Origin of the sequence: Clostridium sp. KNHs205, assembly GCF_000702945.1 — a bacterium.
Lineage (GTDB): Bacteria > Bacillota > Clostridia > Lachnospirales > Lachnospiraceae > Anaerocolumna.
Genome location: NZ_JNLE01000005.1, coordinates 500,286 through 514,439, shown reverse-complemented (window position 1 = coordinate 514,439; position 14,154 = coordinate 500,286). Strand labels below are relative to the sequence as shown.

Here is a 14,154-nt window from a genome sequence, read left to right as displayed (position 1 = left end):
GGCTATGGTTAACCTGGAATTTAAATTTATCAGTAAAGAGAATTATAATTGCATTGAGAATGTGCTGGCAACCTTAATGTTAACCTGGGAAAGAGAATATGCCCTGATGTTTGCAAGGAACTGGGGATTTACCATGCTTCCTAAAGAACATAAAACAAATCTTCTTGGATGCCGTATCGGAGGCGGAATCTATCATACCTGGGAATGTCTGAAGGAGTATGCAGGTATTGACACGAAAGAGATACCGGGAGATGCCAGGGTGCAAAAACAGGTATTACAGGCTGCGCTTGAAGAAGGGAAGCCGGTAATTATAAAAATGGATGGTTATTACGCACCTTGGAAAGATGTATATAAAAAATATCATTTACAGCATTACTGTCTGGTAGTCAGTCTGACAAAAGAGGGGTATGGCTGTCTGGACCCCTATGTTAACAGCAATATTAATGTATTTCCTTATGAATATTTTGAAATAGCAGAAACCCAGTGTATCCTGCCTGAAGCAGGAGCAGCCAGTCAAGAGGCAGACTTGTGCAAAATATTAAAAGAAGCGGCAGATATTATACTGAAGCAGGAGGGAACTGTAAGCGGAATCAATGGTATTCGGGCATTTGCTGACACCTTTCAGGGTGAGGTGGATTTAAAGGCAGAAATGGCAGGATACGAAGATATGATCTGGATAGCGCCAATAATATATCAAATAACGGATATCGGCTCCAGAAGATTGAACTTTTCGGAAACATTAACTGCGTTATATAACAGATTTGGATTTAAGGAATTGGAAGCTATGAGTGACAAAACCGCAAAAAACGGCTGGGAATGGAGAAGAATTAGAAGAACCATCGTTGCGGCTATGGACAATCCGGAAAGAGATCAGAGAAGCAGAATTGCAGATATGATTCGAATGGTAGCGGATGGGGAAGAAGCCGTGGCAAAGGAAATGCTGAGCTTTCTGGAAAAGGTGAATTAATTGAGAAAAGGCATTTTTTATAGAAAAATAAAAAACAGATTATTTCAAATCTGCGTAAAGAAAGTAACCTTTTTATTCATACTGTTTGTAATTGCAATAATCTGTACTTTTGTGCTTGCGAGTCATACCTATACCGGCAGATATCTAATGGCCGATGGGGTTGTAAGCATTGATTCCTCTAACAGCAGTGAAATACGAATCACGGTTGAGGCAGATCTGGTACCTGATATCGTAAAGGAAAACAATATAAAATGGTATGTAAGTGCAGATAAGGTGCGTTATAAAGCTGTTATAAAAGAGATTCTCTATAATGAGGGGGGAGTCTGTGAACTCATATTACAGCCAGGTGATAAAGGGACATCTAATATAAATTCCGTTAAGAAGGTGTTCGTAATCATAATGTATGGAAGGAACTATGTATTTTAAAATAATAAAATTCTAAATGAAAGATATAACGAATGAAAACGAAAGCTGGAACGAATGAAGCTGAAACGAATGAAAGCAGGAACGAATAAAAGATGGAACGAATGAAAGCTGAGAAGAATGAAAGCAAGAACGAATGAAAGATGGAACGAATGAAAGCTGAGAAGAATGAAAGCAAGAACGAATAAAAAATGGAACGAATAAAAATGAAACCAATGAAAGCAGGAATGGATGAAAGATAGAACGAATAAAGATAAAACCAATGAAAGCAGGAACAAATAATAAATAAAACCAATGAAAGATGGAGCCAAGGAAGGATTGAACAAATGAAAGAGGTTGTAGCTTGGATAAAAAGGAGCTTGTCAGAAATATATTACGTTTTGCTATAGAATTTAAAATGCCTTTCATAAATACGTTTATTTCCATGATTGTATTAAACGTTTCTTATATGGTATTTCCTTTGTTGTTTTCTGTTATGGTAGATGAAGTTTTTGTTTATCAGAATAAAAACTTTTATGTAATGCTAATTATAGCGAACCTTGCTATCTACGTGTTTCAAATGGGAATAGTACTGGTTCAGGTACTGGCAGTTGCTTATTTATCTAACCGTTTTTTATTTGATATAAGACTGAAGGTTTTTCAAAAAATGCAGCATATAAAAGCGGCAAACTACCAAAGCAAATTAATTGGTGATCTGGCAGCTGTAATTAATAAGGATGTAGATGATATTATGACAGTAATTAATGTGAACTATTTTAATATTGTCATAAATTATGTTCAAATTATAGCCTGTGTGATTTTTGTGCTCCTGATTCATTATAAAATTGCGATCTTAATGTTTGTAATTGTACCTGTCACCACCTTTATTGCTGTAGGATTCGGCCGGTTAGTCAATGGAAAGACAGAGGCATACCGAAGAGAGTATGGAAAGCATATCAGCTGGGTTTATGAAATACTTTCGGGTATCAGAGAAATCCATATGTTAAACGCAGCAAAAGAGATAAATAGAGTATTTTTGCAGGGACGAGCCGGGTTAATAAGAGAAAAAGCGCAAATCAGTTGGTTTGAACTATTATCAGAACGGGTTAATTCAGGAATCTGCATGTTAGCAAATCTTTGTATCTATGTGTATGGTGGTTATCTGGTGACCCAGGGAGATATTACTTTAGGTAACATGATGGCAATCCTGTGGTTCTTTGCATTGCTTAAGATGAGTTTAACCGCTGCTGCCCAGAAATCAGTTGCGGCGCAAGGAAATCTGGTAGGTGTATCCAATGTGGCCTTGCTTTTAGCTGAGGGAGAAGAGGAGGACGGATACCGTCGAAATCCGTTAAGGCTTACAGAAGGGACCATTCAATTTGAAAATGTCGGCTTCTCCTATAACAGTGAGAAGGAGGTACTGAATGACATTAATCTAACTGTATTACGGGGGCAAAAAATTGCAATAGTAGGAGCAAGTGGTTCCGGCAAGACAACGATGGTTAATCTGCTGCTCCGCTTTTATGATTCATACTCCGGCAAAATATCGATAGACAGCCAGGATATTCGTGAAATATCTTTAAGATCACTTAGAAATTCCATCGGTTATGTACAGCAGGAAACACTTATTTTTGAGGAAAGTATCAGGTACAACTTAAGACTTGGTAACAAAAGAGCAACGGAGCAGCAGATGATAGGTGTGCTTAAGGAAGTAAATCTGTGGAGTGTTATTTCAATGCTTCCAAAAGGGTTGGATACGGTAATTGGCGCGGAGGGTTTTAATCTGTCGGGTGGCCAGCGTCAGCGATTGGCAATAGCAAGAATATTGTTAAAAGACCCAAAGATATTAATATTTGATGAAGCCACTTCTGCATTGGATACCAGTACGGAAAAGGAAGTCTTAAATGCCTGGAATCATCTGAGCAAAAACAGGACTACCTTAATTATTGCACATAGATTAACGACCATTTTGGAGACGGATAAAGTCGCAGTCATTAAAGCGGGAAAGTTAGCAGGTTTTGATCATAATTCCGTATTGCTGAAAAACTGTGATGAGTATAAAAGGTTATTTGAGAAGCAATATTTTTCACGGGAGAATTGGCAATCATATGAAATCTTATAAGCAGCTAATTGAAATCGTAAAGGCCTTAAAGTCTTTCCTGGTGACCGGAAAGAGAGATTTTGCATTTTTGGGAGTCGGTAAGGTACTGATTATTCTCTTTGGTTTAACCGAACCAATATTTAAAAAGTATTTAATCGATGATGTCATATTGAACGGAAAGCTTGAGGTTTTATGGTTTATCTGCATTGGAATGGTGCTGGTATATATCTTTGAGACCTTGACCCAGCTTGTGATTAAGAAAAAAGAAAACAGTTTCTATTACAATATAACCTATAAAGTAATAGCAAAACTATGGCATTACATAACAGGACAGAAAACCGAATATTACGAAGAAAATGATATTGGTGAACTAAAAAACCGTGTGGATAATGATGTTATCGTTTTAGAGGATTTTATCAAGCAGCAGATTGTTGGGCGTTTTGTAGAGATGGGGACAATTGCAGTAATTGTTTTTATTCTTCTTTATTTGAATTGGATATTAACATTGTTTGGAATCCTTATTTTGCCTCTGGTATTTAAAATAACAGTAATTATGGGTAATAAAGTGGGTGATGCAGCCGAGGAATATCGACAGGCCTGGAGCGGTTATGAAAAATGGCTGGTGAATGATTTGCGGGGATGGAAAGAGGTAAGAGCCTTAAACATTCAGAAGAATGACCAGATTTATTTTGTAAAGCACTGGAAATCCTTATGTAAGAGCAATTTTACAAAATGGATGTACTGGTTTGGAAATGAATGCTTCATAGCTTTTAAAGATACCTTTCTGGTGAATCTGAGTATATATTTTGTAGGAGCAATTTTTATATTTAAGGGGTGGATGACAGTAGGTGAGTTGCTGGTATTTAAGGTATATTACGAACAACTGATGGTGAGCATAAACCGGTTGAACAATTATAATATGATATTCGCCAGAGATTATCCTCTGTTAAAAAGAGTTGCAGCTATGCTTCATAGCACAGATGTAAAAAAAGCTAAGAAAGAATCCTTATTGTGCACCGATTATGATATTTCATTTCAAAACATGTCCTTTCGTTATAAGAACCAAAGGAGGGATACCCTTTCAAATATTAATTTAGAGATAAAAGGAGGGGAACGCATTGCGATTATTGGGAAAAGCGGGTGCGGGAAAAGTACCTTGGTTAAATTACTATCCTGTCTCTATTCTCCAAGTGAAGGCAGACTTTGTATTGACGGACAGGAACTGAAGTTTGTGAAGGAGGAAGATATCCATAACTGTATTGGTGTTGTAATGCAGGAAAGCACTATTTTTAATATGTCCATATTAGAGAATCTAAAACTGGCAAAACCGGAGGCTGACATGGAAGAAATTGAACTGGCATGTGAATATGCAGGTTTTAAAGAGGTAGTTGCACAGCTGGAACATGGCTATGACACGGTTGTGGGGGAGAAAGGTTCAATTTTGTCCGGTGGTCAGAGGCAACGATTAAATATAGCACGAATTATGCTTAAGAACCCTAAAATCATAATTTTCGATGAAGCTACTTCCGCATTGGATTATCAATCGGAGAAAATAATTAATGAAACCATTGAAAGAATATCGCAAGGAAGGACAGTTATTGTTATTGCACACAGATTATCTTCTATTCTTAAGTTAGACCGGGGAATTGTCTTAAAAGACGGAAGAATTGTTGGCGATGCTTCTCTGGACGTCTTATGGAAAGAGAATGAGGAATACAAAGATATCTTTCAAAGCCAATATGCAGTAAATTGAGGGGGCAGTAAATATAGATGGAAAATAAATTGAGATGGGAAGATTATTTTAAATTAGCAGATCAGAATGCTTTAATTGAAGTGACAGAGACAAACATATTGACAGACCATGCCAGAAACAGGGAACTGGAACCGGATATAGCAGAACGAAAAATAGAATGCAGTTTACCCAATCCCAGGAACGGGTTTGCGGCTTTTATGATCTTACTGTTTCAGTACACCAGACAGGATTGCATTACCTGCGGCTTATACAGGGAGGATGCCAGTGAGGTGATTTCCTTCTCTATGGAGGATAGTGACAGAATGTGGGAGGTGCAGGGGAGGGCCGAAGGGCTGATTCATAATGCAGAAAAGGTTACAGCTATTCTCTATAATCCTTATCAGGGAGAGATAGGAGTGGACCTGGCCTTTATTATTACAGGCAAAAAGACAACCCTGTTATATGATAAAAACTTATGGGAGGACAGTTCCATAATACGATTAGAAAAACATTACTGCAATATTGTCAATTACATAGCAGGAGATGACAAATGCAGAGTTCTTGATATTGATTTTATAACATCGGAAGAAAAGAAGCTGATATTGCAGGAATTTAACAAGAGTGCGGCAGATTATCCGAAGAAAACCATTGTAGAATTTTTTGAAGATCAGGCAGAAAGAACGCCGCATAATACCGCAGTTGTGTATGAAAATGAAAGTATAACCTATGGTGAGCTAAATAACAGAGCAAATGCAGTAGCAGAAAAATTACGTGCTATGGGGGTTAAGTCTTGTGATTTTGTAGCCATATTGGCTGAACGAAGCATAGAAATGATCGTAGGTATCTATGGAATTATTAAATCAGGAGGGGCCTATGTTCCAATTAATACGGAGTATCCTACGGATAGAATTGATTACATCCTGAAGGATTGTAAACCGAAGGCGGTATTGGCTTATCAGGCGGAAACAAGAGGTCTTGAGGTTCCGGTGGTGAATTTGGGCGATGAAGAATTTGCAAAAGGTGTAGAACATAATCCTATACCCGTTAATAGGTCGGAGGATATTTTATATGTAATTTATACTTCGGGAACTACCGGTAATCCCAAAGGAGTTATGATTGAACATAGAAACCTGGTGCGTTTATTGTTTAACAGTAAATTTCAGTTTGACTTTAACAGCTCTGACGTTTGGACTATGTTCCACTCCTTCTGCTTTGACTTCTCAGTCTGGGAAATGTACGGGGCAACCTTATATGGCGGAAAACTGGTAGTAGTACCTAAAGAGACGGCAAAGAACGGACAGCAGTTTCTTGACCTTATAGCAAAGGAAAAGGTAACCGTATTGAACCAGGTTCCTTCGTCTTTCTATAATTTAATGAGTTTAAACAGCTGGAAGGAGAAAGACCACATAAGATATTTAATATTCGGAGGAGAAGCCCTGTCACCGAAACGTTTAAAACAATGGAAAGACACTCACCCGGATGCAAAGATAGTTAACATGTATGGAATAACAGAAACAACTGTACATGTAACCTACAAAGAGATTGGCAGTTTAGAAATTGAAAAAGGCATAAGTGATATCGGTACTGCAATACCCACCTTAGGGGTTTATATTATGAATCAGATGCATTTATGCGGTATTGGGGTCCCTGGAGAGTTATGCGTATCGGGTGAAGGGCTGGCAAGAGGGTATCTGAATCTTACTGAAATGACAAAGGAGAAATTCATAAAAAATCCTTATGGGGAAGGCAGATTATACCGGTCCGGAGATCTTGCAAGATGGATGCCAGACGGTAATATTGAGTATCTGGGACGTATTGATCAACAGGTCAAAATCAGAGGTTTTCGAATCGAACTGGGAGAAATTGAAACCAGTTTATGCAAACATGAGGATATTAATCAGGTAGCAGTTGTTTTGAAGGATTTGGAGGGTAAAAAGGCCATAACAGCATATATTACGGCAAAAAGGGAAATGTCTGTTGGAGAATTAAGAACATTTCTTACAGATAAACTGCCCAATTACATGATACCTGCCTTTTATGTTCAACTGGACAGTATTCCTACGAATCATAATGGTAAGCTTGATAAAAAAGCACTTCCGGACCCTGTCGGTAAAATGCGGACAGGCGCGGATTATCAGGCACCCTCCACAAAAGAAGAGGAAACCCTGGTAGAAATATGGGAGGAGCTGTTACAGGTACCGCAGGTAAGCCTGCAGGATAATTTCTTTGACTTAGGAGGGGATTCCCTGCTTGCAGTATTAGCCTGTACCAGGGCAAAGGATAATGGAATTGATCTGGAAGTAACTGAAATGTTTCAGGGAGGCAGTATAAAGAATATTCTGAATTACAGAGGAGAAGCAATAAATAATCAATTCGAGCTGGTTGAGAATATGTATAATATGAAGGAACTGGAGAATCTCAAAGAAATAAAGGGGAAGGCGGTTATAACAGAATATAATATCGGAGAGTATAAAGCAAAAGCAGAACTGCCTGCAGCAGCCCAGAATGAAATTACTACCTATCTCCACAGGAGTTTACCTCTATGTGCAATATTATCGAATGAGAATTATAAGGGATGGTTTTATTCTAATTATATTCAGATATTTTCCTATAAAGATGCCAGTGGTTTCCTGGAAATCAACTATTTGGAACCACGGGACTCTTATGCGGATATTGCAGATGTCATTTGCCTGGGATATCATTTGCTGCAGGAGGTCGAAAGCATCGTTGATTTTATAAAGGAGAAAATACAGTTAGGGTATTACCTTATCCTTAATCTGGATGAATATGAGCTAAGTAACAAGCACGATTATAAGAGAAATCATTATGTCCATGCTTCTATTGTATATGGGTATGATGATGAGACAAGGCAGGTAAAAGGTGTTGGATTTGACAAATCCAGATTATTTACGGAGTTATTATTTGATTATGATGAACTGAATAAATCCTTTCAAAGCAGTAAGGTGCATTATTTAAATTATGCGCCGTGGTGCGCCTGGTCAGCGGTGCAGTTAATTAAATTAAAATCCCCGGAGCGGCAATTTCCATTTTCCAAACGTAAATTCATGGAGGATTTATATGATTATATACACAGTAAGCCGGATGAATACCGATTATATAACTTTGAATATGACGTGAACCGGGTTACTTTTGGTATGGATGTCTATGAGAAATTAGTAAATGAGCTTCGCAACATCTTACAGGGTGAATTTCATGTGGACTACCGGGCGCTGCATTTACTGGCAGAACATAAGAAATGCTTATATGTCAGATTGAGCTACCTTGTGGAAAAATATAACTTAGGTTCTGAATTGGAAAGGAAGAAGGAAGAATATTATCAGCTGGTTTTAAAGTTTGATGAAATGCGAAAGCAGTTTCTGGGTCAGGTCCTTCAGGAGTTTAAACTGCAGGAATTGACAACAGAACAAAAGAAGGCAATTAAAAACGTTTCGAATGAAATTATGCTGGTAAAAGATGTGGAATATAAACTTCTGGATGAAATTTATAGGCTGCTTAACAGAGAGTTTGGAGGGTGAGGCTTTGAGAAAGTATAGTTTTGTAATTCCAACCTATCAAAATAGAAGACTGGTTATCAATACCTTAAGGGCGTTGGATTATATCGAAACCACTGAAGCAATATCCTATGAAGTAATAATTGTTGATGATGGTTCCCTGGATGATACCTTTCAGGCTGTAATATCCGAACATAAGAAATATCCTTTTATTTATACATATTTGCCAAGAAATGAGAATTCTTCCAGAGCAAGGGCAAGGAACTATGGGCTGAAAAACGTAACTGGTGACATTGTAGTTTTTATAGACGGAGATATTCTGGTCAGACCTGATTATTTAATAAAGCTGGATCGCTTTTTTGAACAAAGCAGCGATATGGCGGTTGTTGGAATGCGATTGCTGCTTAATCAACCAATTGATGAGCAAATAGTATTGAACAAATCTGTATTCGATAAAAAACTTTTAAGGTCTTATCAAACAGGAGTGGATTTTAGACATCAGATCTTTGAAAGCCTTTCCTACAATGCTGATAGTATGAAGGTGCCCTTTCTATTTGCATTAACCTGCAACCTGGCAGTGCCGAAGAAATGGATTGATTTAACAGACGGCTTTGATGAAGAACTGAAAAAATGGGGTATAGAGGATATTGAGTTTGTATACCGTATGTGTCAGAAAGGAATGAAGATTGCTATCAATACCAAAGGGACAGTTATTCATCAGTTTCATGGTTCTAAGGAAGAAGATACCGTAGAAAAAGGTAAAATCGAAGAGGTTGACTATAATACTTCCGTGTTTATAAAAAAATATCCTGGTTTTTTGGGCTTATCGGACCAGGAGATTTATGAATTATTCCATAGTATCGCCCATAATTACAAGAAGTTAGAAGTGGATCATACTTTAAGCTCAATAGAGATATGCTACGATGATGTTAAAAAGAAGGAAGAGATAAAATCAGCAATCAGCAAATACGCCGGGGATGAAGCTATTAAGCTGACTGTATTTGACTATATCGAGGATTCAGATTTAGATATCTTTATCCAATTAATGACGAATGTAAAAGCCAAAATACTATACTTTCCGAAGACTATTGATTTCTATGGCTAATAACCCGATATATATCTGACTGTCATGACTGCCAGGACAGCTTATGGAAGCTGTATGCGGAGCAGTTTAAGAATATATTATGAGGCCCTTTCCTGGAAGAAGAGTTCTGTATTAAAGAATCATTATTCAGACAACTCAGGTGAAAGAGCCTCATTTTATATACACAAGCTTATTTCGTAAATTTTATATATACAAGCTTATTTCGTGAATTTTATATTATCTAAAGAAATGTTATCGGAGCCTGCTCCTATAAATAATATCATATTTCTTACGATACTATCATTAGAATCGGCAGCTATGGTTTTAAAGTTGGGACTATCATCAACAGAAATAGTCAAGGTTGCTTTATATGTACCGTCTGCCTGAGCTGCAAAATTATTTGAACTGATAAGCACCGCTCTTGCAGGATTTGCCCATCCATGGGTGTTGCTTTGCGGAATTGCAGCTATTGATACATTGGTGGGTGAGGGAGAGATAACGTCCATAGTAAGTTTTGTCAACCCATATATATTAATAGACTGCCCCCAGACATCAGCTGAAAGACGTGCATTTGCCCAAAAGTTACCTTCTGATAAATCATTGCTGCCATAGGTATTAAGCCCGCGAAGTTCTAAGGCATTATTAGCATTTTGAATCAGAATGGAAGTAATGGGGCTGTCCCCATTGATACCAAAGCCTTGTGTTGTACCGTCGTTAAAATCCCAAAATCCGGATGAAAAATCTAAGGGTGGCTGTGGTTTATTGGGTTTGGGATCTTCCGGTGTGGCATAATAAACCCCTTTAATACGGGCACGTACATATTGACCTGAGGCAGTCAATTCACTTTCTGACCATACCTTATCAGAACCAGGGTCAAAGCTTGCTGTACTTTTCAATGCAGAGGCTACTTCGTCCTTGTTGCAGAGGGAGAAATTACACCAGCTTATGTTATTTGCATTGAGGAAATCCAACCAGGCATCAGCTTTTGCCAGATAAGGTCCGGTAGTACCTGTGGAAAGACTGGTTCCCCATTCTGTAGCAAATACTCCAACCCCATGGTTCAGAGCATATCTTACGTTACTCATGGCATTATTTCTATCTGTATCAACATTTGATACCGGATTGGTACCGCTATAGAAATGAACAGAATACATTGTGTTTTTATCGGCAATTGGATTATCTGCGGCTAAATCAGGTCTTTGACTCCAGAAGGGAGAACCAACGATAATAAGATTTTCATTGCCTTTATTTCTTAACAGTTGAACGATAGGAGCCGCATATGCTTTTACCTGAGACCATCCGGCTGCATCATTAGATACGCCTCCATTTTCACCGTTAGGTTCATTGCATAATTCATAAATAATGTTTTTATTATTCGGATACAGATCAGAGATTTCATTGAAGAAGCTTTGTGCTCCTGAATAGATACTGTTATTTGGATTTCCGGGATTAATCATATGCCAGTCTACGATCACATAAAGATCATTTGCAATTGCATAGTCTATTCCTTTTATAACTTTCTGTTTGACCGATGGATTGGTTGCATATCCATCTTCCCCTATATACATGGCAAGGCGTATTACATTTGCTGCCCAGTCATTGGCAAGAGCTGAAAATGCATTATTATTGACAACCTCAGGGAACCACTGTAACCCATGGGTACTCATACCCCTTAACTGAATCGGATTACCGTCTTCACCGCATAGTGTCTTTATACCGTTTTTATCTAGTACCTGTAATTTACCTCCGACAGAAGGTTTTTTCACATCAGAATTACCAATAAGATGAGAATAATCTGAGGAAGCTGCTGTAACAGTACCCTTTGGTATAACAGAGATTACCATAACAATAACAACAGCAAGAGAAATCAGCGTTCTTTTTGCATTTTTAATCATTATACTCTCCTTTTCTGTGCATTAATCAATGGTTTGCGTGGAGTCGACTTCCATTTATTTCTAATACGCCATAATATTACAGCTAAAAAATTTTGATGTAAAGTAAAAATTTGCTTACAAAAATGTGAATAATTTAACAAAAATGATATAGGTTTTATGATTGTTGCATCATTATTTTATAAAAACAGAAAAAAATTTACAAAATAAGGACTTATTTTGTACGTTAGACTAATATAATAGTAGCCTTTAAAAGCTTATAAAGCTATGAAAGATTGGTAAAATCAGAATTTACACCATATAAAGCCTTCTACAACATGTTGTGAATCTTTTGTCAGAATAAATTGGGTTTATTGAAGGGGAGAAACGGCGAAGAATTTACATGTATTAAAAAGCTTGTGATTTGAAAAATATAGTAAATTGGGATATAAGATTGTGGTGGCAGCTTGTTAAAAGTGCCGGTGCAACCTAAGCGGAATGTATATGAAAAGCTAAGTTCGGTTGCTCCATATTTTTAAATGTAAAAAATTTCTATAAATTAATTTCGATATATAGTATAATATAAAAATCCCAAGTAATAAAGTTACTCCATCTGGAAGATAAGGTAGTGTTATGTTGGCCTGTACTGATTGATATGTAAAGAAAGGAGCTTATAAAAAAAGGAGATTCATAAAAAAGAATTGTATAAAGCTAAAACGAAGATACAAGAAATAAAAGAGAAGATTTAAATGAAGAATTGCAAAAGTGGAATACCAAAGTGAAGATGCATAGTTAAAGATACAAAAAATGAAGATATAAAATGCAGATGTAAAAATGCAGATGTAAAAATAAAGAAAAATGCAGATATAAAAATAAAGAAAAATCAGATGTAAAAATAAAGAAGCATAAATGAAGATACAAAAAAGAAGATACATAAATAAAGATACAAATATGAAGATGCAAAATGAAGATGCAAAATAAAGATACAAAATGAAGGTCCAAAATGAAGATGCAAAATGAAGATGCAAAATGAAAATGCAAAATGAAAATGCAAAATAAAGAAGCATAAATGAAGATACAAAAACGAAGAGATTAAATTGAAACTACCTAAGCAATGATATAACTTGATATTAACATAATAAGGTTATAAAAACTAGATAGTAGGAAGGAATAATCATGGGACATATTACCAGTAAAGATGCCTATAAGAACTTAGAAGAAAGAATTAATTGGTTTACGCAAGGGGCTCCGCCAACGGACAGTCTGTATAAAATTCTGCAAGTTCTATATACGGAAAAGGAAGCCAAGTGGGTCGCACGCTTGCCAGTTCGCCCATTTACAGCAAAAAAAGCGGCAAAAATCTGGAATACCAGTGAAGGGAAAGCGGAAGCTTTTTTAGAACATTTATGTGAGAAGGCGTTACTGGTGGATTCCTTTTACAGAGGAGTGCGCCAATTTGTGATGCCTCCGCCAATGGCAGGCTTTATTGAGTTTGCGCTAATGCGTACAAGAGGTGATATTGATCAGAAGTATTTAAGTGAGTTGTATTATCAATATATGAATGTAGAAGAAGACTTCGTTAAGGATTTATTCTTTGCAACAGAGACCCATCTTGGAAGAGTTTATGTGCAGGAGCCGGTTTTGACTAATGACAACACAATTCACATCCTGGATTATGAAAGAGCTAGCCATATTATTGAGGATGCCACTCATATAGGCCTTGGAACCTGTTATTGCAGACATAAGATGCTCCATGCAGGCCACCCCTGTGAAATAGATGCTCCTTTGGATGTTTGCCTCACCTTTGGAAATGTAGCCCGTTCTCTTGCAGAGAATGGACACCATGCAAGATTAATTGACCGGAAAGAGGCCATGGAGGTACTGGAACGTTCTTATGAAGCTAACCTTGTTCAGATAGGTGAAAATGTTCGTGAAGCTCCGGCATTCATTTGCAATTGCTGCGGCTGCTGTTGTGAAGCCTTACAGGCGGCAAGAAAATTCAGTCCAATGCAGCCGGTGGCTACTACCAACTATGTGCCTAAGATTTCCCATGAGTGTGTAGGCTGCGGAAAATGCAAAAAGGTATGTCCGGTATTAGCAATCACCATGTCAAACAACAAAGAGGGGAAGAAGGTTGCAGAGGTAGATAAGGAGGTTTGCCTTGGCTGTGGTGTCTGTGTACGAAGCTGTCCTAAAAATGTCATAGAATTAGTACAAAGAGAGGTTCGGGTTATTACACCGGTAAATAGTACCCATAGATTTGTATTACAGGCAATTGAGAAAGGAACCCTTCAGAATCTCGTATTTGATAACCAGGCATTTGCTAATCATCGTGCAATGGCAGCCGTATTTGGAGTTATTTTCAAATTACCGCCTTTAAAGCAAATGATGGCAAGTAAACAGTTTAAATCTATTTATCTGGATAAATTGCTGTCAAAGAAAATTGATAAAAAGTCTTAAGATAACTCCAAGATAGCTAAATCAT

The 14,154-nt window shown here is 37.3% G+C and carries 8 protein-coding genes; 7 read left to right on the top strand and 1 reads right to left on the bottom strand.

Going from position 1 to position 14,154, the window contains the following annotated elements:
- Nucleotides 1-4: 4 nt before the first annotated feature.
- From BR73_RS0121890 to BR73_RS0121865, 6 genes are all read left to right on the top strand, one after another.
- Nucleotides 5-967: a hypothetical protein gene (locus tag BR73_RS0121890; RefSeq protein WP_033168003.1), complete on the top strand. Its 963-nt coding sequence runs from the start codon at nucleotides 5-7 to the stop codon at nucleotides 965-967.
- A complete protein-coding gene (locus BR73_RS0121885) occupies nucleotides 968-1,393 on the top strand; it encodes a hypothetical protein (protein WP_033168002.1) in 426 nt (141 codons plus the stop codon).
- Between the two features lie 340 nt (nucleotides 1,394-1,733).
- Nucleotides 1,734-3,491, top strand: a complete 1,758-nt coding sequence (locus BR73_RS27800; RefSeq protein ID WP_051685484.1) for an ABC transporter ATP-binding protein — start codon at nucleotides 1,734-1,736, stop codon at nucleotides 3,489-3,491.
- Nucleotides 3,478-5,223 carry an ABC transporter ATP-binding protein gene (locus BR73_RS0121875; RefSeq protein WP_033168001.1) on the top strand — a complete coding sequence of 582 codons (1,746 nt, stop codon included), beginning with the start codon at nucleotides 3,478-3,480 and terminating at the stop codon, nucleotides 5,221-5,223. Before BR73_RS27800 ends, BR73_RS0121875 begins: the two co-directional genes overlap by 14 nt.
- Nucleotides 5,224-5,240: 17 nt before the next feature.
- Complete coding sequence (locus BR73_RS27795; protein WP_051685483.1) at nucleotides 5,241-8,738, top strand: amino acid adenylation domain-containing protein; 3,498 nt, start codon at nucleotides 5,241-5,243, stop codon at nucleotides 8,736-8,738.
- 4 nt (nucleotides 8,739-8,742) lie between these two features.
- Nucleotides 8,743-9,819: a glycosyltransferase family 2 protein gene (locus BR73_RS0121865; protein ID WP_033168000.1), complete on the top strand. Its 1,077-nt coding sequence runs from the start codon at nucleotides 8,743-8,745 to the stop codon at nucleotides 9,817-9,819.
- A gap of 197 nt (nucleotides 9,820-10,016) precedes the next feature.
- Here the strand turns inward: BR73_RS0121865 and BR73_RS0121860 are convergent, their stop codons facing one another.
- Nucleotides 10,017-11,693, bottom strand: coding sequence for a carbohydrate-binding domain-containing protein (locus tag BR73_RS0121860; protein ID WP_033167999.1), 1,677 nt, complete (start codon nucleotides 11,691-11,693; stop codon nucleotides 10,017-10,019).
- A 1,152-nt stretch (nucleotides 11,694-12,845) separates the two neighbouring features.
- Between BR73_RS0121860 and BR73_RS0121855 the strand changes: the two genes are divergently transcribed.
- Nucleotides 12,846-14,129, top strand: a complete 1,284-nt coding sequence (locus BR73_RS0121855) for a 4Fe-4S dicluster domain-containing protein (RefSeq protein ID WP_033167998.1) — start codon at nucleotides 12,846-12,848, stop codon at nucleotides 14,127-14,129.
- Nucleotides 14,130-14,154 lie beyond the last annotated feature (25 nt).